This is a genomic window from Pedobacter sp. CFBP9032, from assembly GCF_034045265.1.
Lineage (GTDB): Bacteria > Bacteroidota > Bacteroidia > Sphingobacteriales > Sphingobacteriaceae > Pedobacter.
The window spans coordinates 12,916-39,626 of sequence record NZ_JAXCWE010000005.1; the positions used below are offsets into that span (position 1 = coordinate 12,916).

Annotated in this window: 20 protein-coding genes; 10 read left to right on the forward strand and 10 right to left on the reverse strand. The window is 38.1% G+C overall.

Going from position 1 to position 26,711, the window contains the following annotated elements; all coding sequences use genetic code 11:
* Positions 1-2 precede the first annotated feature (2 nt).
* The 7 genes from SOM16_RS10660 to SOM16_RS10690 all read right to left on the reverse strand — a co-directional run bounded on the left by SOM16_RS10660 (position 3) and on the right by SOM16_RS10690 (position 12,633).
* Positions 3-1,175: a hypothetical protein gene (locus SOM16_RS10660; RefSeq protein ID WP_320463991.1), complete on the reverse strand. Its 1,173-nt coding sequence runs from the start codon at positions 1,173-1,175 to the stop codon at positions 3-5.
* A 3-nt stretch (positions 1,176-1,178) separates the two neighbouring features.
* Positions 1,179-4,817 carry a hypothetical protein gene (locus SOM16_RS10665; protein WP_320463992.1) on the reverse strand — a complete coding sequence of 1,213 codons (3,639 nt, stop codon included), beginning with the start codon at positions 4,815-4,817 and terminating at the stop codon, positions 1,179-1,181.
* Between the two features lie 7 nt (positions 4,818-4,824).
* On the reverse strand, positions 4,825-6,354 hold the full coding sequence (locus tag SOM16_RS10670) for a tubulin-like doman-containing protein (protein WP_320463993.1): 1,530 nt from the start codon (positions 6,352-6,354) through the stop codon (positions 4,825-4,827).
* Positions 6,355-6,363: 9 nt separating this feature from the next.
* A complete protein-coding gene (locus tag SOM16_RS10675) occupies positions 6,364-6,747 on the reverse strand; it encodes a hypothetical protein (RefSeq protein WP_320463994.1) in 384 nt (127 codons plus the stop codon).
* Positions 6,748-6,752: 5 nt separating this feature from the next.
* Positions 6,753-8,099: a hypothetical protein gene (locus tag SOM16_RS10680; protein ID WP_320463995.1), complete on the reverse strand. Its 1,347-nt coding sequence runs from the start codon at positions 8,097-8,099 to the stop codon at positions 6,753-6,755.
* Between the two features lie 193 nt (positions 8,100-8,292).
* Positions 8,293-9,357 carry a type I restriction endonuclease gene (locus tag SOM16_RS10685; protein WP_320463996.1) on the reverse strand — a complete coding sequence of 355 codons (1,065 nt, stop codon included), beginning with the start codon at positions 9,355-9,357 and terminating at the stop codon, positions 8,293-8,295.
* Positions 9,358-12,255: 2,898 nt separating this feature from the next.
* Positions 12,256-12,633, reverse strand: coding sequence for a helix-turn-helix domain-containing protein (locus tag SOM16_RS10690; protein WP_320463997.1), 378 nt, complete (start codon positions 12,631-12,633; stop codon positions 12,256-12,258).
* Between the two features lie 198 nt (positions 12,634-12,831).
* Here SOM16_RS10690 and SOM16_RS10695 point away from each other — a divergent pair, with 198 nt between their 5' ends.
* A complete protein-coding gene (locus SOM16_RS10695) occupies positions 12,832-13,362 on the forward strand; it encodes a sigma-70 family RNA polymerase sigma factor (protein ID WP_320463998.1) in 531 nt (176 codons plus the stop codon).
* Between the two features lie 85 nt (positions 13,363-13,447).
* Positions 13,448-13,864, forward strand: a complete 417-nt coding sequence (locus SOM16_RS10700) for an acyl-CoA thioesterase (RefSeq protein WP_320463999.1) — start codon at positions 13,448-13,450, stop codon at positions 13,862-13,864.
* A 565-nt stretch (positions 13,865-14,429) separates the two neighbouring features.
* Here SOM16_RS10700 and SOM16_RS10705 read toward each other — a convergent pair.
* From SOM16_RS10705 to SOM16_RS10715, 3 genes are all read right to left on the reverse strand, one after another.
* Positions 14,430-14,864 (reverse strand): VOC family protein, encoded by a 435-nt coding sequence (locus SOM16_RS10705; RefSeq protein ID WP_320464000.1) that lies wholly within the window; start codon positions 14,862-14,864, stop codon positions 14,430-14,432.
* Between the two features lie 311 nt (positions 14,865-15,175).
* Positions 15,176-15,538: a glyoxalase gene (locus tag SOM16_RS10710; RefSeq protein WP_320464001.1), complete on the reverse strand. Its 363-nt coding sequence runs from the start codon at positions 15,536-15,538 to the stop codon at positions 15,176-15,178.
* Positions 15,539-15,604: 66 nt separating this feature from the next.
* Entirely contained in the window at positions 15,605-16,174 is a 570-nt protein-coding gene (locus tag SOM16_RS10715; RefSeq protein ID WP_320464002.1) for a Crp/Fnr family transcriptional regulator, read from the reverse strand.
* 582 nt (positions 16,175-16,756) lie between these two features.
* Here SOM16_RS10715 and SOM16_RS10720 point away from each other — a divergent pair.
* The 8 genes from SOM16_RS10720 (at position 16,757) to SOM16_RS10755 (ending at position 26,587) form a co-directional block, all read left to right on the forward strand.
* A complete protein-coding gene (locus SOM16_RS10720) occupies positions 16,757-17,653 on the forward strand; it encodes a helix-turn-helix transcriptional regulator (RefSeq protein WP_320464003.1) in 897 nt (298 codons plus the stop codon).
* Between the two features lie 90 nt (positions 17,654-17,743).
* Positions 17,744-18,577, forward strand: a complete 834-nt coding sequence (locus SOM16_RS10725) for an SDR family NAD(P)-dependent oxidoreductase (RefSeq protein ID WP_320464004.1) — start codon at positions 17,744-17,746, stop codon at positions 18,575-18,577.
* A 15-nt stretch (positions 18,578-18,592) separates the two neighbouring features.
* Positions 18,593-19,597, forward strand: a complete 1,005-nt coding sequence (locus SOM16_RS10730) for an aldo/keto reductase (RefSeq protein WP_320464005.1) — start codon at positions 18,593-18,595, stop codon at positions 19,595-19,597.
* A gap of 448 nt (positions 19,598-20,045) precedes the next feature.
* A complete protein-coding gene (locus SOM16_RS10735) occupies positions 20,046-20,534 on the forward strand; it encodes a hypothetical protein (RefSeq protein ID WP_320464006.1) in 489 nt (162 codons plus the stop codon).
* Positions 20,535-20,997: 463 nt separating this feature from the next.
* Positions 20,998-23,895, forward strand: coding sequence for a hypothetical protein (locus SOM16_RS10740; protein WP_320464007.1), 2,898 nt, complete (start codon positions 20,998-21,000; stop codon positions 23,893-23,895).
* 21 nt (positions 23,896-23,916) lie between these two features.
* Positions 23,917-24,606: a hypothetical protein gene (locus tag SOM16_RS10745; protein ID WP_320464008.1), complete on the forward strand. Its 690-nt coding sequence runs from the start codon at positions 23,917-23,919 to the stop codon at positions 24,604-24,606.
* Positions 24,607-24,704: 98 nt separating this feature from the next.
* Positions 24,705-25,586, forward strand: a complete 882-nt coding sequence (locus SOM16_RS10750) for a gliding motility-associated C-terminal domain-containing protein (RefSeq protein WP_320464009.1) — start codon at positions 24,705-24,707, stop codon at positions 25,584-25,586.
* A 20-nt stretch (positions 25,587-25,606) separates the two neighbouring features.
* Positions 25,607-26,587: a type IX secretion system membrane protein PorP/SprF gene (locus SOM16_RS10755; RefSeq protein ID WP_320464010.1), complete on the forward strand. Its 981-nt coding sequence runs from the start codon at positions 25,607-25,609 to the stop codon at positions 26,585-26,587.
* The last annotated feature ends 124 nt before the right edge of the window (positions 26,588-26,711 follow it).

Here is a 26,711-nt window from a genome sequence, read left to right on the forward strand (position 1 = left end):
ACTTATCTGAATGAGATTTTTGCCTGTTCCTTAATTTCCCACTTTCCGCCTATTAAGGTTAATGAACCTGGTGATTCGTTAATGATGGTGCCAGAGGGCAGTGTATCATAATGGCAGGTTGGTTCTAGAAAATAATCAGCATTACTTAACGCATATTTCTGTGCTGCCGGGTTGCTGCTTACTTTAAAACTCGCCTTATTGGGTGAGAGGATGGTAATCTCGAAAACGGTATCATTACCTTCCTTGGTGAGTAATTCTGAAGCAGAAAAACCATCAACCAGATCTGCATAACGGCTGTAAAATGTTTCCTGTATTTTTTGTGGTGCCTCTGGTTTATCCCAAACCACCGTATTACTGGCTTCTTCTTCTTCTTCTTCTGCTTTTTGTTTTAATGTGGCTGAACTCAATTCTTCTCTTAACTTATCAAGCTCAAATTTATCTTCTTCTCTTAAAGCTTTGACCTCATTTAGCGCATTTCTCAGGTTTTCAATTTCATGCCGAAGCTGATCTCTTTCTTCCCTGATGCGTTTAAGATCTTTTAAAAGTTTACCACCTTTTTGTTGATCATTATTGTTTCTAAATAGTATGAAGGCCAGTAAAAGAACGATTATACCTAATGCTCCGTAGAGCATGTTCGCACTATAAAACCAAGAGCCGCTTTTAGAAGGCGTTTCTGCATCAGCTTGAAAATCATTTTTTAAACTGTTGACGGTTGAAATTTCTGTAGAAGAATTTTGAGAAGCTACATTAGGTTTAATCTTTAAAGTAATAATTTGTTCATGATATTCTTCATATCCTCTTATTTGTTTCCTTTCTTCATGATTGCCAGTAGTTATGGAAGAATCTACTTTAGATGCAAATAAAGATAAATCAGTATTTGCTTTAGCTTCATCCAATGTATCTATTTTCCATGATTTCCATAGGCTTATCAAACTATTACCCTCCCTAATTTTATTAATACTGACGAACTTTTTTAATGAAGCATAATCTTTACAGGAATCACAGATACGCTGTTTTATAGGTTTCCCGTCGGCACTATCCAATGTTAGAAATGCCAGTGAAGCTTCCATTACTTTCATCTTTGCTTCGGTTACCCTACGGGCAAGAGGCTGACTTTGGCCTTGAATTGAAATAGCAACCAAAAAGACCAGGAGCAATACTATTTTTTTATACATAAGTTAAGATGGATTGGATTGCGTGATAGATTTAGACAAACGGTAAAGGGTATCTTTAAATGCATAGAAGAACAGCGATTCAGGAAGCGGTTGCTCATGATCCAGCTTGTGCAGGTCTTTAAGCATCTTCCTGTAACTATCGTAAACTAGTCCTTCACCATCAAACACACCGCCATTCCATTTCAGCTCATTATAAACTATTTTGGAATTTGTAATTTTGAAATCGCTCAGGAAGTCTACAATCTTTTTATTGGCGAGCGTGCGTTCTATAAATTCATTTACATTTTTCAATACGCCAATATTGACTGCATTATCCAACTCAAGGGTATCGCTGATGGTGTTAGCAATGCCAGCTGCACTGCCTGTTTGCAAATCTCCAGACAGTACAAATTCCTGGTATTTTTTTCTTGGGTCACTGTCCGTTACAGAAAAATCTGCATCTCTTGAGATTTCTAAAAACTGATCCTGAAGATCGGCGCCAAAGTATTCTATTGTACCGTTGGCTGTAATTACCTTAGGGTCTTCGTTTACATGAACCTGAAATGAAGCCGGTATGCTCTGGCTGCTGTAAGCTTCAAATAGCAATTTAGTGAAATTGTTAAGCTCCTTCTCACTTCCATTACAGAGTAATTTAAGGTATTGGCTACCTTTACCCGTAAAGGATAAATACTGTGGCAAAGGGTATTTTTTGGTTTCAATAATCTGGCAAATGTGGTAGATAATTGCGCTATAATGTAAATATAACACGATAGATAAATTCGGATTGCCATTGGTGATGGATTCACTGAAGCCAAAGCTTTTATCATACCTAAAAAGCAAGCTAATCAGATCGTCAGAACTCAAATTGTTATCTCTTTGCGCATTTAACAGGTATTTGTTATCCTTGGTTTCAATATTATTTTCTTTTTGAAAGGTTTGATAATTGCGGATAAATCCATTATCCTTAAGGTTTCCCTTGTAGCCGCTTCCCCAAATATCATTTCCAGCAAAGCGAAAAGAGCTGGCCAGATACTTATCATATCGCTTAGCGGTAGACTCCATAAACATCATGATATCTGTTGTGCCTCCACCAATATCTACGTTCACTACATTTGCGCCGTCCTGGATGCCACTACCATTTTTAGTGAGAAAGAAATATGGCGCAACAGATTCTTTTATGGGCTCATTTATCGTATCAATCTTTTTCTGATCGGCATTTGGAAACACAGACAGGTAGGCTTCTTGTATAATTTTGGTGAGTTCGGTACGGGTTTTACGATCCATTGAAGATGGAATAGACCAAAGCACATCAAGCTGTTCGGGTTTGCAGAAATTTAGAATGGCTTTTGTTCGGATATGTAGCATAAGTTGCTTCAAAAACAGCGTTACCCTGGCTTTATTCGCAATCATTTTACTTACCTCAATGTTGTTTTCCAGTAGCCACTTTAAATTGGTGGTATATACAGCACTATTGTTTGTGTTTTCTTCCCGCTCAATATTAAATCCAATGTTGATGTGCCCGAAAAGCGCTGCAGCTTGTTTATCCATATTATTGAATGTAGAAACTTCGCAGGTAGCTGTTTTAAAAGGGAAAGAAACGGTAGAATGTCCTTTTGATTTGATCACTCTCGGCATGAACTCTCTATTCACTGTTAGTTGGAGTGCCGTAAGTTGTCCAAAATGATCAAATCTATTCCCTAAATCTGCAGATGCCAAAGGCTCATTGAGCATGACCATTTGTTGATCGGCCTCATCAATTTCAAAAGGTAGAGGTAGTGGTGAACTCTTTTCTTTGAATGCGATGTGCGTATTGGAGGTGCCAAAATCAATCGCAAAAGTAATGGCTTTATTTAGGTTAAGTTTATTAAATACTCTTCCTTCAAAGTTTGGAATAACAATTCCAGTAACATCAAGCCCATTATCCTGGTATCGCAGCTCCATGTAATCAAAAGATTCTTTTAACTTATAAAACCTCGATTCTGTTAATGCAGCTCCATCTATATCCGCAGCTGTAGTGCGTTCAATAACGGTGGCTTTCAGGTGCTCTGGCTGACTATTATCAGCGCATACCAGATGATCATAGTTGTAGAAATTTAAAGATTCTAGTTGAAGTTCATCATTTTTTTCTGCCAGGAGTATGGTAAAGTCATTCAGGTAGTTATATGCTGGATCTTTTTCGCTGATCTTGTAAAAAGGAAAGATCCCAATATCAGCCTTGCACATTTTAATCTGATTTTCTGAATAGGTTTTGGTAAAAGTAATTTCCCTAACGCCTTTCTTGTTTTTAATCGGTACTTTTAAGGTGACTACAACCTGGCCGGGGCTTGCTTTAATCTCCAGATTACGTTTCAAATCTTCAAAATCGAAGAAATTAAAATATTCCTTTTTAACAGGTAGCAGAAATTTAAAATCGCCCCCAACGCCAGTAAAAAACTTATTCCGGTTAATCTTAAAAGGCATTTCCATTAAATAGTCCTCCAGAAAATCTCCTGTGGTCAGGAATGGATAAGTAACGGTAAGTGAATCACCTTGGGGCAATCTGCGTTCAAATAGCGGGGTATGTTGCTGGAGGAAATAATTAATTCTGGTTGTTGCATCCCAGGCAGCATGCTCTTCCATGTAATCGCCAGGAAAGTTCATGCCTTCTACCAATACCAGTGGTGCTTCTACATGGATCTGGTTTCCATCTTTATCTCGTTGCAAGGCATATTTTTGGTTAGAAGCCTGGATCACGAAATCGCTTACGTTTTTAATTTTTCTGCGTTTTACTTCTTCACTTTGATGGTAGAAGAAAATCTCGTTTACTTTGAGCAGTTTAGACCCGATATCAGTTTTAAATGGAGAATATTCATCTCCCAGTTTTTTTGTTCCATTTGGGCCCCAATCTGCAAATTGATGTGTAAAATCAGGAAAATAGCGTTCAATGGTTTTGTTAATGTATTGTCTGAGGCCAACACAATGGGCAAATCCTGCCGGGTTACTCAATAATAATTTATAAAGGTATTCTACAAAAGAACGGTCGCGTTCAAAAAGTGCACGGTGTTTATCTCCAAAGAATGGAACGCCATCACTCCCCTTCGGTACATTGGCAATTTGTTTATCGGCAATGTAACGATCCCAGTTGGGCGAGGTAAAAAATAAGGTTAGCGGAGAAGTTCCACCCATTAACCTGTTTTCGTAATAGATGAGGTAAATGCTTTCCGTTCCGGAAAAGCCAGAGGGTGTAGCTTGCGCATCAAATATTAGTGAAAAGGCTTTACCTAATAGCTGGTGAGGATGATCTGTAGGTTTACTTTTTAGGCGGTTTAAGCTTTCCTGCACCCGCCATTCTTTAAACCATATTTTTTTGCCCGTGCCAATATCAGATGAATTGGTATTAAATAGCAATTGAATCATGTCCAAACAATCTGAAACCAATTGGTGATATACAGAAGAACCATCTAGCCCATTCCTCTGGCTGTCTGATGAAACCATTTGAAAGGCCGTATCAAAAAGTTCCATCCTGGCCATGGGCGATGGAATTGAAGTTCCGATTTTGGATGCACCGCGTTTAGACTGTGTATCGCTTATTTCAAAATTATCTACTCTGATCAACCCGGTTGGCGACCAGCATTTAATTTCGTTGGCATTATAGCCGCTGTATTTTCTAAATGTATATGGCATATCCTTTTTATTCAGTCATGGTTGGTAAGGCACCTAAAACACTATAGCATTCTGCTGCGATTTGGTTTAGTAATTGTAAAAATCTTCGTTCTTTTTCAGGGTCAGGGATGGTTTTTCTAAGCTCATCTTCCATTTTTCCCATTTTTTCGCTAATGAATGATTGACTTAAACCTCCATCACGCACAATACCCAGAATCTTTTTAATTGGAATTGGCTTCCCAGTTATAAATCCATTCAATGTTTCATCAAGTTGTACAGGTTGAAAACTGCGTTCGTTTAATGCCATTTCGTTCAGCCATCCCTTAAAATGGGTACCTAAAAAGGAAGAAAGGGTTTGATAAAATAAATCGGTATGAATATGATCTTTCAACAAATCTTTATAAAATACCTCACCTTGCAGTTGAGGGATACTATCCAGATAAATTTTCATGGCATAGGCAAAATGTGCCAAAGGCTTCATTACCTGTTGGCCAGACCAATTATAGAAATGCCTGAAATCCACAGTAGCACTATCCTGAATAATACCATAATCGAAATATTTGGTTACACCATTCAGTGCAAGTGTTTCATCTGGTTTGTTGATGAAATCAATAATAGCCGTTGCCCCGATCATCTCTACCAAATGTGCCGGATCTAGCTGTTGATCTCCACCTGCATGATATTCATATTGTTTGGTTGGCTTATCCCATACATGGTATAGTGCATTAAGTTGCCCCGCCATGTGCTTGGCATAATAACTTAAGGCGGCCTCTGTTTTGGCATCAAAGCTTTCTGAACTGATTTTCCCATCGCCACCAGCCTTTTTCTTCGCTTCAATTTTATAATAAGGCATTACGGTTAGGGCACCTAGTTTAATATTCCGAAGCCGATCATCACCCTTAATTAACTTAATCAGTTGGGGGAAACCTGAAGATCCTGTACCTCCAAAGATGGAGCTGACGATAAATATCCGATCCTGAGGATTGATGCTTTTTGCCACAAACTGATATTCTTTAAGGGAGGATAACCCATTAAAAACCACACATCCAATATTTGGATTTCCTTTAAAGCCTTCATCAAGGCGGAGGTTAAGTTCTGTATTTTCATAACGTGGATGATCAGATGGGGTATCATCATAGAGTGCCCGCAGCATATCCATGGTTACATCACTCACCAGTTCTTCATTAGGATCAACATATTTAATAAACGAAGTTTCCAGGTTATCAAATTTCAACTGAAAGGAATCGTTAATTTTCTCTGCCCCTTCCGCTTGTAATGAACTTAATGTATTTAAATTGGTATTGAAAAAGCCGTTGGAAAGGTCTGATCCATCAGCACTGCGTTGTGGTGAATAAGCTGTTTTACGAATCAACTTATAGGCTTCAAGTGCTTTAAGCGTTCTGGTGGTATCTGCATTCTTCGCGTCTACGTCTATAATCACCGGGATTACCTTATTCGTATCGTTTAGTTTGGAACCTGCAGCTAAAAGCATGGTGAGTGCCCGTACTACCCTTGCACCTGTACCACCTATTCCGAATATAAATGTGTTTCTTATCATATCTAAAAATTAAAAGGGAGTTCTTTTGGAAAAAACAGACATTGGCTTAATGACTACAGATAGTATGATGAATATAATTGCAGCGAATACTGCGTTCATTAAACAAAAGCGATACATGTAGCTGTCTATTTCGCCAATAATATCTCTAGCAGAAACGTAGGCAATTGCAAAGGCTGTACACATAGTCAAGAGGAGTGTAAATATCCAGTGCCCGAATTTGTGAAAAATAGGTTTCCATCGGCCTAAGCATAAATAAAAGAGAAGAACCACGGCTGAAACTACTATTAATGTAATCTGCCCAACGGTTTGGTAAACTTCTTCATCATATTCTGGAACTGCAGGGTTGGCACCCGCAATGAGCTCATAAAGCCCTGAGAAAATAGTTAAAATCATTGCTGTTATTTGTTAATTTGAAATTTTAGATCAACAAGGTTTTTACCTTCGTTATTGTATGCCTCCATTACGCCATTGACTAGGTGTTCGAAAGCAAATGTTTTTTTTCCTAATTTTTTAACGTCCTTATCGTTCATGGTTGACCAGGCCTGGTACCAGGAATCATATATTAAGGGTACACGCAGATTAAGCGTTGCCTGATCTAGACGAAGCTGTGTGATATTTACTTTTATCACGTGACTTGCCCTTTCATAATGAGCGATTTGATTTTTGCTTTTTAACGTAACAACGGGCAAACGCTCCGAAATATCAACATTGGCGCTACAGCCAATGGCTTCGACTTTTAAATGCTCTTGGAGGTAACTTAACTTTTTAGCATATGGTGGCAGGGAATTTAAATCTACCACAGCAGAAAATTCGATGGTCTGATTTTTTTCTAATTCTACATCTTCTATTCCCGAATCACTTACTTTTCCTGCCTTAATCAGTTTATAGTCACCTTTCATGCCCAACTGGGTTAGGATATGATAGTTACTAATTTTTTGATCAAGCAATCCAAAATGAATTTCCTGCTCAGGCTTAAAATTTGGAATATTGGCGAGTTTGGCATCAAACACGGGCAAAACGTTATTTTTAGCAATTACCCACACATAGAAAGGTCTTACTGTACCTTTAACTAAAGTTTTAACATTCTGATAGTCATAATATTTTCCAAAAAAGGAAGAACTAAAGGCATATAAACTGGCTGCCTGTTTTCGGCCCTTTAAATCAATGAATGTTGCATAAACATTATTTTTTAGTGTCCCTGATGCCGCTTGCCTATTCACTTCTGCATTGGCTTTTACCGCTGCATTTGGAAAAGATAAGATACAATCGGAAACGAAGATGGAGATATCGCCATCTTTTGTGGCTTTAGCAATATCATTAAAGATGTGATGCAGCTCTGAACTATTACTGAGAGCAATTTTAGTGGTTGCAATATCACTGCTAAATTTCGTCGCTTCAAATGGGTAAGTTCTGATGCTGTCTGAGATGAAGTGGATCTTCACGGGAGAGATCTCCTTATCAATCTTCACCGCTAGATCAGAAACAATTTGCTTAAATTCTGCAGATCCTGCAAAATATCCACCCATACTTGCAGAGGTTTCGAGATAGAGGTTAACCTGTCCAATTTTTGGTGGCAATGGGCAACCTTCAGGCTTAGGGCCTTTTACATCCTTACAGTTGTCTTTTTCATCAAGCACGCCATCACCGTCTGAATCTTTATCGCGGCAGCCCGTAAAGAAAGTAAGGGATAATAAGGCTATGAGCAATGCTCCAATAGCCCAAAATTGAGAACCTTTTGTTTTCATTTTCTTAATAAATGTGTACCATAAAAGAATATGTTATTGTTAATTGATCATGCATTTTCATAAGCGATTTGATATCTCTTTGAAATAAAATTTATAGTATGCTCTTGCTGCTTAAAGGATTAAAGCTAATAACTGGTACATAGAACGAACAGATTTGCCTTTATCGCCAGGATTATAGGTTTAAAGCACGCCTCTATTGATACTGATCGAGCGTTTGGTGCAGTTGCCCCCTGTACTGGTAAATTTCATCCGGAGAAGCAATTAGGAATTTCTCTCCGGCATCTTTACCGTTAGCAAAAGTTTCGAGATATTTATTGGCTGTATTAAAGTGAAACCTGCAAATTGGCTTTCTGTTGTTATCATCAAGCAATACACCAAAATAAGATTGGGTATCTCTGGCGGCGATTCTGGAAGATGGAATGCGTTCCCGAAGAATTGCCTTAACAATTTGAAAAGCTTCGATTTCCTCTTCCGTGGTAACGATTTTATTATCAGCCGTTTCATTAATTGGCTTTACTTTGGCTTCTTCCGTTTTATCGATGGTTTCATTAATGCTCAATGCAGACTTTAACATGGAACTGATGGACTCATTTTTGGAAAGTACAAGTGCTTTTTTAGCATACTCCTTAAAAGTGACCATTCTGCTTGCCGTGAGTGGCTTATCGAAGAATCTGTTTACCAATAATTTTACAAATTCATCAGATGGGTGTTCGATTTCATTTTCAAACTCTTTCCTAATAGCCTTAATATATTTCAGGCTTTCTGCAGAATCTAAAATACTTTCGAGGCTATATTCTGTTTTTGTAAATCCTTCCAGAATTTTAATGGAACTATCTTTAAGATCCTCAATATCAATGGTAAAAAAAGGCTTCTCATCCATTATATTGGGTTTTTCCAAATCCATGTAAAAATTATAGATGGTACCATTGGTTAAGACGCCAAACCTTGCTTTAGAAACATGGTAGTAGCGATGGAGTTGTGAATTATGTGCGTCGGCTTTTTCCTTCCAATGCTTGCATTCGAAGATCAGAATGGGCTCGCCATTTTTCTTGATGACGTAGTCGATTTTTTCTCCTTTTTTAGTACCAATATCGCAAATGTGTTCTGGAATTACTTCCGTAGGATTAAATATGTCGTAGCCTAAAATTTGGATAAAAGGCATCACGAATGCATTCTTAGTGGCTTCTTCTGTATTTATCTGGTCTTTTAAGCCGTTCACCCGTTGGTGTAATTGCTCCAACTTTAATTTTAATTCCATCTGCTTTGCGGATAATATGTTTGTTGTGTTAATTATAAATCAAAAGTATAGCGCAGCCGCAGGCTTTCCTTACGGGAAACCGTAAAGGAAAATTGAACGAAAATTTTGTGTTTTGGTAAATGTCAAAAAAGAAAAAGCCACAATACTTACCCTGCCTATACCGCTAGCTAGAAAACTTATCGAAGAAATCTTTAGTAAAGACGATCCTGAATCAAATTACCAATGGCAGGTATCGTTTGTATCTAAATGCGTTTAGTGCTTCCGTGGCAAATACCTTTTTATACATCATGCTAACATTTCAGAATAAACTTGCCACGGAAACACAGAGTTACACGGAACCTAAATCACCTTTTCCGTGCGTTTAGTGCTTCCGTGGCAAAAAAAATGTTTACGCTCCATGCTAAAGTTGCCACGGAAACACAGAAATACACGGGATCTGACCTACCTTTTCCGTGCGTTTAGTGCTTCCGTGGCAAAAATATTCTATGCACCATGCTGAATATATCACAGTAAAAGTTGCCACGGAAACACAGAAGTACACGGAACCTAAATTACCTTTTCCGTGCGTTTAGTGCTTCCGTGGCAATAATATTTTATGCTCCATGCTAACCATTTCACAGTAAAAGTTGCCACGGAAACACAGCAATACAAGGAATCTAAATCACCTTTTCCGTGCGTTTAGTGCTTCCGTGGCAAAAAATGTTTATGCGTCATACTAACCATTTCACAGTAAAAGTTGCCACGGAAACACAGAGTTACACGGAATTTAATTACTTTTTCTCTGCGTTTAGTGCTTCCCCGGCAAAAAATATTTACGCTCCATGCTAACCATTTCATAGTAAAAGTTGCCGCGGAAACACAGAAGTACACGGAATTTAATTACTTTTTCTCTGCGTTTAGTGCTTCCCCGGCAAAAAAATTAAGCATCATGCTAAATATTTCATAGTAAAAGTTGCCACGGAAACACAGAAATACACGGAATTTGACCTACCTATTCCGTGCGTTTAGTGCTTCCATGGCAAAAAAATTAGGCATCATGTTGAACATATCAAAGTAAAGGTTGCCACGGAAACTCAGAAGTACACGGAACCTAAATGCCTTTTCCGTGCGTTTAGTGCTTCCGTGGCAAAAAAATATTTACGCATCATACTAAATATTTCCTAGTAAAAGTTGCTTCGGAAACACAGCAGTACATGGAATCTAATTAATTTCTCTCTGCGTCTAGTGCCTAATAATAATTAAAAACAAAACCTGGCTGCCTAAACCTCTATTATACCTCTAAACTAGAAGTAAAAGCAGCACAGGAATTGCCCTCCAAACTAAACAGGATCTTTGGCTTCAAGGCAAACAAATCGTTAAATGGACATTTTTTGGGATGGGTGGCATAAATAGAATGTTTTGAAAGAGATACGAACGCAAAAAGAAGTGCCGCTTTGGGATTAAGCGAAGGGATTGAATACACTTGATTTACTTTTGGGTTCATACTCATATTGTTTGAATATGAGTCTTGAGGGAATGAATAACTGTGGGCTCTTCAAACCATGATCACTAAAAAGTTTCTGAAGCCTTATGTTAACATGGAATTACAGCAGAGCCCACAACTATTTTGAAGCGCAAATATAGCACATACAATTAAGCTGTGGGTATTAATCTGCTGACTTGCGTTAACGGCTTCAGAACGGTGATCGCAAGACTCTTATTAATACCTAATTATAATACACGAATGTAACATTTAAACTGTAATATTCCAAATTTGTTTATACCGGAAATTTCAAAACTAGTATTAGCAATACTAATTATATGGTAATGAATGATTTATAAAATAAAATAGATAATTAAGGTTTTTACTTTTCAATCAGCGCTAGATACGTTGATATCTGCAAGAAAGAGAAATTTAGTTTTTATTGATTGACAAACAAAATTTTAAAAACAAGCCAATTTAAATACACTGAAGAGATCAAATACTTTGATATTTAATATGACTCACGTAAAGGATATGCCTTTAATAATACACGTCAGGCTCCGCATCTATAGAAAGAAAATACTGAAGCTTAAACAGAACAGCTTTAACAGTACCTATTTTACAAAATAGTGAGGCCATGATACTAGATTATTAATTGCAAAGTCCTTATAACAAATAGACACGCCATAAAGACTTGCCTATTTTGATGATTTTCCTGCGTACGTTGTAAAGATGGTTTTTTGTCTCAAATCCAGAAACGAAAGCTACGTTATTTATCTTACAACCAAGGAGATAAACGAGGCTGCATTGGTTATCATTTCCCGTGTTGCCAGCAGTATCCTGCTCCATTTCCACTTCGCTTGCATTGGCTTCCTTTTTTTGTAATCGCTTTACATCGACCTACATAATTAGCCGTTTTTGTTTTCGTTGTACCATTGCCTGAAAAAGTATTAATTTTTCTCACACTATTCACAGCACATACACCGCAGCTACCACCAGCACCACAATTTTTACACTTGCTACAATTTGAACAGGCCGTACATGGATTATAGCCATAACAGGTAGAGACAGACGTTTTAGCTTTAATGCTGGGTGGTACGGTATGAAATAGTGTTAAAGTTAACACCATCAGGATGATGATTTTCAATGGAGCCTATAGATAAATTTAAAAGAAGGGTTAATTAAGCAATAAATTAAAAGAAAATTTTAACAGTCACAATACTGATAAATGTGTATTAAAAAAAGCCTCAACTTCTAATATTTACCGCTGGATAAATCTACATACCTAGTATAAAATAAATTTATGGTAACCCGGAATACAACAAAACTATGGTCAATTACATATGATTGGCATATTTAAAAAACACAAGGAATTTAATTATGCAGTGTTGCTGCAAGATCATAGTTTTATCAAACAAACACAATAGCCAGATAGATTACTTACTAATCCCTTTATTTTTATACCGCTCCCGAGATTCTTCAACATCAGGAATGTGGATTGTTGCCCAATCAACCAAAGATTTTATTATTGGTAAAAGACTTTCTCCCAGTTCTGTAAGCGTATATTCTACACGAGGTGGAATCTGAGGATACATTTTTCGCGTAACCAAACCATCGGCTTCCAGGTGTTTTAACGTGATGGTTAACATTTTCTGAGAAATGGTGCCAATTTTCTGACTCAATTCGCTAAAGCGTTGAGTTCCGAATTCACCCAAAAGGGAAATGACCAGTATAGGCCATTTATCCCCTATTCTATCAAGTAAACTGCGAACAGGACATTGACCTCCAAAATTTTCTGAATTATTTTCTACCATAAACCCCTCATAATCAGCATTAGTTACCTCGAATTAATTCAATAACCAAAAAGTACCTTCTTGTTCGCTTCAAATTTACGCTTTAACTTTCAATTTCAATTAGCGCATCAAAATAAAGAAGTAAAATTTAGCAATAAACTATCATTTAGCGTAAAAGATGAATATTTCGCTAAAGAAAACTAGCAAATCAAAAGTATTATGATCAAAGTAATAGAAGAAAAGGATTTGCAAGAGCTACTTTCCCGTTGCAAAACTGGCGACAGAAATGCCCAAAGGGAAATATATAAGCGATACTATAGCAGCGCAATGGGAATATGCATCCGTTATGCCACCAATCGGACTGAAAGTGTAAAAATAATGAATAACGGTTTTTATATACTCTTCTCCAATTCTGTATTACCCAAACCAAAAGAGACATTTTCCGAAAATCTTCAAATGATTATGATCCACAGCGTAATAACTTATTATAAAAATGAAATGGCAGGCAACATAGAGAAATCAATGCTTTATGATTCGTTTGATAATTTTGCTTTTGAAAGGAGTTTAGCCAGTCATCACCTGTTATCAGCCGTACAGAAGCTCCCTTTGATACAACGTCTCATATTTAACTTATATGCAATTGATCACTACTCCAATGTTGAAATTTGCAAAATGATGAATATAACGACTCCATTTCTAGAGAAAATCCTTTTCACAGCAAGAAGCACCTTAAGCAACATAAATATTTAGTTTTATTTACTAAGACTTTTTGGAGAGCACTTTACGTTTTAAAGAAAAATAGCAAAATTACAACTTAAACAAATATTTCAAAAAAATGGAATTTACAAAAACCTACACAGTAAAAAATGAGCATATTGATGTTCAGAATATTATGGATGGATTATACTATCCTTTTTACATGGAATATTGCAGACACGCGTTTATCAAAGAAGTTCTTGGTTTTGATTTTGAAGAAGAAGCAAGAAAAGGAATTCATATGGTACTTTCTAATTACAGCATTCAATTTTTAAGATCCTTAAAAAGAGGCGATGAGTTTACGGTAACCTGCGCATTGTATGGAGATAGTAAAGGCCTACCGAAGGTTCATTTTAAACAATCCATTTTACTGAATAATAAAGTAATGACTAAAGGTGTATTCACCGGAACATTCGTGCCAGCTACAGGCGGAAGGCCTTATTTACCAGAAAGTATGCTGTTACTTTTAAAAGATACCCCAGTTTATGAGGGGTAGCATAAAGTCCAAATCTATGGATCTCCAAAAAATAATTACTTCATAAAATCATTTAAAAAAGAAGCCCTGCAAAAATGCAAGGCTTCATTTACCGAAATCCTATCCAGAATATTCGTTCGTAACTAAATAAATGCAATTAGTTTAATGCATTTATTGATGAATCTTAATCGTCCCATTGATTTAATTCTAACATATAAATAAACGGAATCCAGTCAGATCCGGTTCTTATTGCAGGAGGCATTATACAATCAGATGACAAAATATCCTATAACTTAATATAGCTACAAACTCTGCTTTGCGCTAAACCACAAAAAATCTGCGAGTTACGAAAGACGGAATGATGAATCATCAAATGACCTCGCCACTCAGTTTTTATAGCTTCGATTTCATGTTGTTTTCGCCATACGGATGCTCATCTTAAGTCAATCGAAGATCAGCAGAAGTAGCCAGAACAAAGACTAACCTCAACCATGAGGCAGATACACACCTCATCTAATCAAATACAAAAGTTTAAACTGTTGTGCTACTACCCTATTTACCCATCAAATGCAATTACATGATCAATTCACACATTTGGATCAAAATCAATCGTCCATTGAATGCCAAATTGATCAGCTAGCATACCAAAATAAGAACCCCAGGGACTGTCTGCAATAGGCATTTCAATTTTCCCTGCAGTTGAGAGTCCGGCAAATAACTTGTCTGCTTCCGCTTTACTTTCAGCACTAATAGCAATATGAAAATTATCACCGGCAGTAAACTTTCTATCTGCACTTTCCAACATGGCATCCGAGCCGAACAGAAAATTACCCTGTCCAAGCGGCAACGCAATATGCATGATCTTATCAAGAAATGCATCTGGCACCTGATGTTCATCAGACTGAGGGAGATCGCTATATCGCGCAATCTTCACAAATTCTCCGCCAAATACAGATTTGTAAAAAGTAAAGGCTTCTTCGGTGTTACCGGTAAAGTGTAAATAGGGATTAAATACTGCCATGATTTTATTTTTAGGTGATCGATTTAAACCAGTCTTATTTTCTGCTAGGCTGTAAAGGATGGGTTCGTGCTACGACGGCTTATATCCAAATATACTTAAGAAATCATAAATCCTGATAATTAATCTTTTTATCTTAAATGACTTTCGCAGACTGCCAAATCATAACCAATACCTAAACTAAGCTTATTAAACCGTTAGATTGAAGTATTGAGCTGATCCTTTTAAATATCACGTGCAATTTTTGCTAATTTAGTCCAGACCCCGGCATTTTCATTCCAAAACTCACCCACTTCCAGATCATCCATAACTTATTATTTAAATTCCCCGAAATGCCAAAGAATACCAGAAGGATCATGCAGAAAGCATTCTCTTCCCCAAGGGGCTTCGTGGATCGGAAGTAGTTTTACTTTTGGATATTTATTTGACAAATTTAAAGCGAGTATATCACGGTAAAAATGATCTAAATTTTCGACCTCAATAAACACCATCGTATTGTCGATCCAATCCTGCACAAATGCATCCTGAAGGTAAAACCCTACCTTTTCTTTATGAAAAAGTGACATCTTCAACGATATCTTACTTTCGGTAAACCCGAGGTCTCTATAAAAACCGCGGGATTGTTCAAAATCCTTTGCACCAATAAATGGCCGGATTGAAAGTGCATTGTATTCCATATTTTATTCACGATTAGTAAGGGAACAAAGATATTGAACCCGATTTAGACGCGTAGTTGATTACAATCAAGAAATACCAGGCATCCGAATAATCTTTTCCCTAACCCGGCTAAGTGTTTCTGGCGTAATTTTCAAATAAGACGCAATCATTTTTAATGGAAAAGCTTGAATTAACTGAGGTCTGTTCTCTAAAATATAAAGATATTTATCTATCGGTGTGGAATTTTTATCAAAAAACACCACTCTGGATACGGCATGCTCCATGATCTTATTTAGCTTAAGAAATGATTGGGAATGCCCAATGAGGCGATGAATGGATTCAAGACTAAGTTCTAAAATATATGCACTGGTAAATGTAGAAATGGTAGTATCGGCAGGCTGCTGGCTTACAAAGCTTTTGTGATTCAACACCCATTCATTTTCCAGATGAAGATCTATAATGTTCTGGACATTTTCATCTGTTTTAGTGTGTTGAAAAAGTGAGCCTTCCAGGATGAAGAAAACAGAGGATGCAATTTCTCCTTCTTCCAGCAGGACTTCGTTTTTACCAATCCGGCGAAGCTTAATTTCCTTTTCAAATAGTGTATTTTCCCAATCGGAAAAACTGCCGATGGTATCTAATACATTTGAGTTCATCCCGCCAATTTAAGAAAAACAAATAGTTTTAAAAATTCATGTGATTCATTAATCGATCATTCCCAATGATTAAAAACTAGAAATTGTTCACTTTAAATCCACTTTTATTTTTGACCATAATCCAACCTGGCATTCTTTAAACGAAACCCATAAAGATTTCGCTGTTGACTAGGCGGATGTAAAATTTTATTTTGCTGATTATTGCCCTTTCGGTGGCTTCATAAATTTTGAAAGGACATAAACAGGGATTAATTTATACGCAATTAACCAAACATCAGTAAAACAGTTCGACTGAATAATGAATTCCTTTGTAATCAAATGGCTCTTGATCAACAAATTGACATCAAAATAGATAAACAAATAACTGAAATTCACTCAGAAAACTATAAGATGACTTACTACCCTAAATTAATTTACTTCAACCTTTTGCTTTAAGCATAAAAAACCGACTTTGATAGCTATTATGTTCTTGATAAGGATAATAAACTTCTAGCGCTCAGAATAACGTTTTGAATTTATGAGACAGCTATTTTTGCAAACAAAGCTATTAAACATATCGTTTGATTTTTATAACTTTAAGTTATGAAAACAGAAACGATAGAAGAGTTTTACACACGTCTTGCACCTGATTATTCATCAGCACCAGCCTATAAACCTAAACAGTTTAATGTACAACAGCGCAACTATAATTGTGGCACATCTGTAACTGCTTACAATCGTCGCGACTTCTATAAAATCTCATTCATTATCGGCGAGGGAACACTTTATTATGCCAACAAAGGTTTGAAGGTTGATCGTCCGGCATTGATGTTTTCTAATCCAATGATTCCGTATTCCTGGGAGCCATCCTCAGAAAATCAGAGTGGTTATTTCTGTTTATTTACAGAGAGCTTTATTCATACAGAAAGTCACCATACCAGCGTTTTAGCATCTCCACTATTTAAAGTAGGCAGCGAGCCCGTATTTTTTCTGGATGAAAAACAGCAGGAAAGAGTAAATTCTATCTTCGAATCGATGATGCAGGAAATTGATACCGAATACCTGCATAAAACAGAACTCTTAAGGTCGTACGTCCATCTCTTAATTCATGAGGCTTTAAAAATGCAGCCTGCAAAAAATTATTTTAAACATACCAATGCAAGTTCACGAATTACAAATCTTTTTCTTGAACTTTTGGAGCGCCAGTTCCCGATAGATACGCCCCAACATTATTTATCGTTGAAAACACCAAATGATTTTGCCCTTAAACTATCGCTACATGTAAATTATTTAAATCGTGCGGTAAAGCAGATTACCGGAAAAACAACGGGCTTGCACATTGCAGAGCGAATTATAGCAGAAGCTAAGGCTTTGCTCAAACATACGGACTGGAATGTAGCTGAAATAGCAAATTGCCTGGGCTTTGAATATCCGGCGTATTTTAACAATTTTTTCAAAAAGCATACGCTGATTACCCCAAAGTCCTTTAGATCTGAATAGTTTGATTTTTATAACTTTTGGTTAGATTAGTTTAATCCTTTGCTGGCTATTGCAATGTAACTTTGTTTAATAAAGACAAGGAAATAGATCATGAGCAATCAAAAAGTATGGTTTATCACAGGTGCTTCAACCGGTTTAGGCCTTGCACTGGTTAAACTGGTTTTAGCTAACGGCGACCGCGTGGTTGCAACCACAAGAAATACAGATGACCTCAAAAGTAAGGTTACGGGATATGAAAGTGATTTTCTCGCCCTAAAAGTTAATCTTACAGATGATGAAAATGTAAAAAGTGCGGTAAAGCAGGCGATTGATCAATTTGGACAGTTAGATGTAGTGGTTAATAATGCGGGTTATGTTCTCGGTGGGAGCATCGAGGAGTTAACCGATCAGGAATTTCGGGCAACTTTAGATGTCAACCTGTTCGGAACAGTTAATGTGATTCGGGCAGCACTGCCTTATTTAAGGGCACAGCAATCAGGCTACATCATTAACATCTCTTCTAGCGCAGGTTATGTCGGTTATCCAAATGCAGGAAGTTATAGCGCCGGGAAGTTTGCTATAATTGGCATTTCAGAATCCCTGCATGAAGAAATTAAACCTTTTGGCGTGAAAGTAACCGTTGTTGCACCGGGAGAATTTAGAACAAATTTATGGGAAGAAGGTGCAATTGCCTTTGCAAAGAATACTTTAGCATCCTATAATTCGGCAACTGTTGCGAAAACATTAGCCAACTTAAGTGGCAAACAAAAAGGAGATCCGGAGAAGCTGGTGGCCATTCTCTTTAAATTATCAAGAAACCCCAATCCTCCCCTGCATTTATTGCTTGGTCCTGATGCTTATCAATTGGTAATCGATCAGCGAAAAAAAGAAAAAGACGAAATCGATACCTGGAAAGAAATAACGCTATCAACAAATTTTGACTAATAAAATTTAAACATTATGAAATATAGAAAATTGGGTAAAACAGGTGAGCAACTTTCCTCATTAGGCTTAGGTTGCATGGGCATGAGTTTCGCTTATGGTCCAACAGATGATACAGAGTCAATTGCGACCTTACACAAAGCATTGGATTTGGGTATAAACTTTTGGGATACGGCAGACATGTATGCAAATGGAGATAATGAAGCGCTGATATCGAAAGTTCTGGCTCCAAACCGCGATAAGATTTTTATTGCAACCAAATTTGGCTTCAGGTTTAAAAATGATGAGGCAGGTTCGAGCAATGCTGTCAACACCTATTTTGATGGTTCTCCGGCTTATATCAAAACAGCAGTAGAAAAAAGCTTAAAAAGGCTTAAAATAGAAACTATAGATCTTTACTATGCCCATAGAATAGACCCGAATGTACCTGTTGAAGATATGGTCGGGGCAATGGCTGAGTTGGTTAAAGAAGGTAAGGTTCGCTATCTGGGCCTTTCCGAAGCTTCACCAACTTCTATCAGAAAAGCACATGCCGTTCATCCTATTGCGGCACTGCAAAGCGAATATTCTCTTTTAACAAGAGATGTAGAAGGTGAAATATTATCAACCGTTAGAGAACTAGGGATCAGTTTAATTCCCTACAGCCCATTGGCCCGGGGCCTGGTCACCACAGCCATCAGCCAAACCGATAGCTTTGCCGAAACAGATTTCAGGAGAACCTTACCCCGTTTCGAAGGCAAATATTTCGAGAACAACATGAAACTGGTACATGGCTTTGCCGACATCGCAAAAAGCAAAGAAATTAGCCCGGCTCAACTTGCGCTGGCCTGGGTATTGGGCCAGGGTGATGATATTATTCCAATCCCGGGAACCAAAAAAAGAAAATACCTGGAAGAGAATGTTGGCGCGATAGACGTTACCTTATCGGCAGATGATTTTAAAGCTATCGATAATCTTTTAAATCAGTTTCCTGATACCGGGGCAAGGTATAGCGAAGGTGCATTAAAACTGGTTAATAAATAAATTGATACGATATAATCTGTCATTAAAAATCAAGATGAGCTTAATTTAATCCAGAACCTGATACCAGAATCGATTTGTAGGTTGCATTATTGATAACAGTCAGACTATACATCCGTTGAACGGAAGGAGTTTAATTTAAAACGAATTCCGTTTGACGGAAATTAAATGATGAAACTATTTGCCACGGAAACTAGGGTAGACGGAAATTAAAGGGTCAAACTATTTGCCACGGAAACCGGAGTACATGGAAATTAAATGGTGAAATTATTTGCCACGGAAGCCGGAGTTCACCGAAATTAAATGGTGGATTTTTTTGCCACGGAAGCCGAAGTGCACGGAAATTAAGTGATGAAATTAGTTGCCACGGAAACCGGAGAGCACGGAAATTAAATGGTGAAACTATTTGCCACGGAAACCGGAGTACACGGAAATTAAATGGTGAAATTATTTGCCACGGAAGCTGGAATGCACGGAATTAAAAGGTAGAACTATTTGCCACGGAAACCGGAATGCACGGAAATTAAATGACGAAATTATTTACCAGGGAAACCGGAGTACACGGAAATTAAATGGTGAAATTATTTGCCACGGAAGCTGGAATACGCGAAAATTAAGTGTTGAAACCATTTGCCACGGAAGCCGGAGTGCGCGGAAATTAAATGGTGAAATTATTTGCCACGGAAACCGGAGTACACGGAAATTAAATGGTGAATTTTTTTGCCACGGAAGCCGGAAAGCACGGAAATTAAGTGTTGAAACCATTTGCCACGGAAGCCGGAGTGCAAGGAAGTTAAATGGTGAAACTATTTTCCAGGGAAGCCGGAGTAGGCGGAAATTAAGTAGTGAAACTATTTGCCACGGAAGCCAGATTGCAAGGGAATTGTTTCAGATGGTTATCCCCACTAACTTCCAGAAATTTATGACTGATAAAGCTTGATGTTACCGTTTTAGTTTATCATTAATAATGATTTGGAAATTTTTTTCACAAAAAAGACCTGCTGGCCTTCTTCGCTGTTAAGAAAAAGCAAACAAACCTTATAAAAACTTGACTAAAAGTAATTTACAATAGGTGAAAAATTAAGAAACTAACAAATTAAAATCATTTCTTTCTAATTCGCGTATCTGTAGAAATACAGGCTATTTTATTTTGCATAATTTTAGCGTTAAACTACCCTCAGGTGCTTTAAAATTAATATTGATGGTATATTTTACTGCTAAATTTTTCTTTACATTAGCTTCTAAGATCCCCAAAAAACCATACATTTCCGTTTACATTAACAGATTAATACTGATTAAAAGGTTATTGACTTGATTGTGTAAAGTTTATTAAAATGTGCTCCACGCTTTAATAAATTTCAGAACCATGTTAGGCACATTATGGGCTCTATAATGGTTTGCTTATGATTAAAACCTTACTACTATTTGTATTTAACTGTTTACTAGGATTAATATTGCTTTGTGCGGTAAATATTACTGCTGTGCGCTGTGAAAGCAAAACAAATTTCTACGTAAAAAATTTATCTGTTTTTCCACATTCAGAAACCATAAACTTCAGCAAACTTTTATCTCCACCTGGTTACGCGCTACATTATATTGCCCCTGCGCCCTGGCAATACTGGAGCAAGGCAAACGAAATCGTCATTGCATCAGAAAGTGGAACCGTTACCGGAACGATATCCAAAAGTGACGGTACAGTATTATTTAATTTTACCTGCACACAGGGTACTCCTTACGTGAAACGTTTTACCGGATTACCTAAAAATGTACCAGCGCATAAACTTAATACAGTACTTACCGGAGCAGGGCTAATAGTAAAAGCTACCGGAACTATTTCAGTGAACTTAAGAAATGTAGCCTCTGATAATTTAGGGGATGACGGTAGTGATGCAGATATTAAAGGAAATGCTTCGCTCTTTAGTTTCGGAGATGCAGCAATCGGAACATCTTTTCGGGTAGGTTATTATCGCGATGGAAATTTAGCAAATTCATCACACCCACCAATCTATAGCATTATGGCCACCCAAAATAACACCATCGTTAAAATAGGTGGTGTGGCTACAGCTACATTAAACATAGGCCAGAGTTATCTGTTTAATGCGCCTATCGGAACTTTAGTTGAATCGTCGCAATCTGCGGTAATGAACACCGCTGCAGATTTAGATGTACCGGGAGGTTGTGGTGATGGTGCATACAATCCCATTCCACCAATTGCCTCATTAGGAAAAGAGTATGTAGTAGTTAGAGGTGAAGGGAATATGACTGCAGAACAAACTACAGTAATTGCAACCGAGGCCAACACCAGCATAACGGTGATCAATTTTGATCAAAATGGCATTCAGCAAGGATTAACTACATACATTCTGGCGCAAGCAGGAGATAAACAAACTTTCAATCACGGTTATCTGAACGGATCGTATCATCCGGTGAATAATACCGGACGATATTCTTCAACGTGGATTTCTGCAACAAAAAATATTGAAGTTTTTTCAGGTACAGCTGGGGCTTCTGGTGGAGAAGGTTGCGAAGTAGATGTAGCTACTTTAGTCCCGATATCCAGTTGCTCCGGTTCTAAAAAGGTAGAAACCGCAAAGTTTACGGCCTATAATCAAAATACCGACCTTAATTACTTTGGTTATATTATTACCAGTAGCACGGATAGAATTTTTTTGACTACAAATGGAACCCCACCTCACAATAATGAAGACATAGAAACGATAGCAGGCATAGCCACTCGTAAACCATTGGGCAATACAGGCTTATCTCTAGTAAGCTTTACCCACACTAATATTGGAATGCCGGCTACGATTGTAATCACAAGTGCAAGCCGGCTTACGGTTTCGATGGTGCAGCAAAGTAGTTCGTTTTCGATGTCTAATTTTATTTCCCGTTTCCCCGAAAAAGCAGAACAGCCCACTTCAAGTCAAACCGATTGTACTACCGCAACATTAACAGTTGGCGCAAATGCAGGTCCGTACCAATGGTATCTCAACGGCGAACTTATAAATGGGGCTACTAATAATACGTATGTGGCCACATCATCTGGAAATTACAGTGTAACTACACAGTTAGAATGTGGTATCAGTGCCCCTTCTTTACCCTTAAACATTTCTCTTTGTAATATCGACCGTTCCATTACTAAAACGGTTAACTTAACCTATCCGGAGTTAAACAGCAATGTGGAGTTTACCCTGAAGGCCGAAAATTTAGGCAATGGCAATGCCGTTGGGGTATCAGTTACAGATCTCCTAACCAATGGGTTTACTTATGTATCAAGCACAGCACCCACAGGCACAAGTTATGATCCGGTTTCGGGTGTATGGACCATCGGCGATCTGGCAAGCAATGCCAGCATAAGCTTAAAGATTACGGCGAAGGTGGTCAAAACAGGTCAGAATATAAATACCGCTACCATTACGGGCGCCCAACCTGATCAGGTAACCAATAATGACCGGAGTTCGGTTACGACCAATACGGGTTCTGGAGATAGAGTGATTTGTGTAGGTACAGTGATGGATAATATTATTTTCGATATTCCTGCTGGCACTACCAATGTTAACGTTTCCGGTTTACCAGATGGGATAACGGGGGTTTACAATAGTACAGCAAGGAAATTAACTATTAGCGGGACACCAACCACCGCAGGGCCTTCAAAAATTTATACCGTAAAGGGTACTGCCGGAAATGCATTAACCATAACCGGAAATATCACGGTGAACGGAAAGGTTGGAGCACCTGTTTTTAATGGCGGATTAACCGACAAGCGCTGTATCGGTGCCGGAACAGATACTTACGTGGCAACAGCAAGTAACACTAAAGAAATAGTGTACATGCTATTGCCTTTAGCTGCGGGCGTTATTGATGCCACCAGCGGCAAAGTAACCTGGAACAATACATTTGCAGGTACCGCAACCATAACCGCTACTGCAAAGGGTTGCGAAGAGAAAAAAACAGATTTTATCGTTTCGGTAAGTGCCCTCCCAGATTTAACGCTTGGTGCCGAACCCGAAATTTGCCAGGGCTTTACCGCCTTATCATTAAGTTATACGAACCAATTAAATAACCCTGTAACCTATAGCATTACCTGGAAAACCGCAGGTTTTGCGCCCATTACCAACCAGCCTTTACCAGCAGGAAGTATCCCTTTTAATCTTCCTGTTAATGCCCCGGTGGGTATGCATGCAGGCATACTTACCCTTAAAAATGCTACAGGTTGCAGTACTCAGCTAAATTTCAACATTAAAATAAATCCAAAACCATCAGCGCCACATGTGCTGGTACAAACTACATCACAATATTAATCAAACAAAAAAAAAGTCCCCATGAACAATTCAACTACAAAAACAATCTTCGCAGTTATTTTCGTAATCATCTGCGCATGCACAAAGGTATCTGCTCAGGTACTCCCAACCACTATTGGGGTGAGTTTATTCTGTCAAGGATCAGACCTCACCTTACCCAATGCTCCTACAGGGGAAGAGTGGATTGTAAAGTACAGTGCAACTCAAACCACTACGCCAAGTACAGGTATCACCTTAGTTTCGGGTAAAATCGCTGCAGCTGATTTAAATACCGGCTATTATTATTTAAGTTCTAAATCTACCACAGCGGGTGCCTGCGAATCTGAATTACAGGAAATACCAGTCTATGTGCTTAAACCTTTGTTGGTTGATTTCACACCTGCCAATTTCTGTTTGGAAAGCCCGCTTGCTCAAATAGGCAACGTATCAAGTCCAGATGCTAATACTCAAGCCTTTGCCTACCAATGGTATACAGTGGATGGAGCAAATGTAGAAACTGCAATACCTGGCATAACAACAAAAGATTATACCCCAACAGCGCCTGCTACAGTTGGAACAAAAAAACACAGGTTAAAAGTAGGTTATGTAATTGGCGGCAAAAACTATTGTGCGCAAGTTGCTGATCATGATATTACAGTTACGCCTAAGCCAACAAAACCAACCATTGTACCAGGAACCCTTACAGGTACTGCCACAGCAGTTACTTTCTAAGGAGAAGGTTTACATTTCTGAAATATAAGGTATAAATGAGGCGAAGGATATCCTCCTTTCTGTCATTGGCTATAATGTTGTTTTTTATACAAACAGCTATGGGCCAGACTGCTCCCGAAGGGCGGCAAACGATTGCGATCACACCAGGATCGTCGGTGGTTTTGCGCGCAAATTCGGTAGGGGGATCTTCGTATATCTGGTATAAGGATAATGTGTTGGTTAATGGGCAAAACAGACCGTCACTAATTACCGCAACGCCTGGGGTTTATAGAGTGGCCACATGGAATACGCTTGGGTGTATGTCTGAGATATCTGATGAAATAGAAGTAACCATGCTACGCCAGCCTGTTGCAGATGTCGCCATCACCAAGCGATCCGAATCAAAGGTAGTAGTGGTTGACCAGGTTTTTGACTATTACCTCAACGTTCGAAATAATGGTACCGATGATGCTACCCAACTGGTGATGAAAGATGTGCTGCCAAAAAACTTATCTTTTGAAAACCTGGGGCAACCCACAGATGGCTTAGCCACCTTCGATCAGCTAAATCAGACCATTACCTGGAACATCCCTTTACTGGCCAATGGTAAGTTTGCAGAACTGGTAGTTAAAGTAAGGTCTAAACAGCCAGGTATGGTGAGCAATACGGCAGTGGTTACGGCAACGGAATTTGATCCGAACCTCGCCAATAATACATCAACTGATCAAAAAGAGATTTCAGGTTTAAGAATACCAAATGTTTTTACGCCTAATGGGGACGGCAAAAACGAAACTTTTTATATCCAGCACCTAGAATCCTTTGAATCAAATGAAGTAACCATTATTAACCGCTGGGGAAGTACGGTTTACCAATCCAATCACTACCTGAACGATTGGACTGCTCCGGGACTGGCAGACGGAACCTATTTCTATATAATTAAAGTAAGAAACGGAACTTCAGCATGGCAAGACTACAAAGGTTATGTAACCGTAATACGGTAAATAGGATAAAATATATAAACATGAACATTTTGAGAGGAATATTTTTTGTTTTAATCATGCTTACATCAGCTGGAAAGCTTTTGGCGCAGCAGGATGCCCAGTTTGGCCAATATGTATTTAATGGCCTGTACATTAACCCTGCCTATGCGGGTTATAAGGAAGAACTTTACCTCCAGGCTTTTGCAAGAACACAATGGACAGGCGTTCGGGGTGCGCCACAAAGCCTTTCCCTATCAGCAGATGAGGCCATTAATGATGAAAGTTTAGGCATTGGTCTAATGATTACCAAAGATAAGATAGGCGCACAAAATAGTTTAAACGCATCGGCAAACTTTGCCTACCGGATAAAACTAGATCGTACCGAAACCAATATCCTTGCCTTTGGTTTAGGCGTAGGCGTAATCCAATCTTCCTTAAACGGTAACTTGTTAGATCCTATCGAACAAGGAGATAACCGCATTATTAATGGAGTGGTAAGTCAAACCATGCCTGGTGTAAGGGCTGGTGTACATTATTCTAACGAAAAGTTTTTTATCGGGTTTTCGGCCAACAATCTCCTGGCTAAAAGCTTATCCATATTTAATGATTACAATGCGCTTAACGTAAAAGTTCAACCCCATTTCTACCTCGCTGCAGGCATGGCATTTCCTGTAAATGACGATTTTGTTTTTAAACCCACCTTTTTAATTAAAGATGATTTACATGGCCCAACCTCATTAGATTTAAATGCGTTTTTATTAATCAAAGAACGTTTCTGGTTGGGTGCAGTTTATCGAACCTCGGTAAAACTTTACCCTAAAGAAAATCTGCAGCGTGGTCTGAACAGTAAGGCGGCAGCTGGTTTTATCAGCGAATTCTTTATCCGGTCTAACCTGCGTATTGGTTATGGTTATGATTATAGCCTGAATAAGCTGAGTAATTACGATTACGGTTCGCACGAAATTTCTGTAGGTTATTATATCGAAACTAAAAAGAGCCGGAGACCAAAGTGTTATTTTTAAGTTTTGCCATAAATCAATTATATTTCAATAGCCTGCGGTTTACCGTCCATTGAAATGATGATGAGTGCTTAGTTGCCTTTAACAGCCTTATTTTTTACAGCTTTAGAATGTTGCTATGTACTTT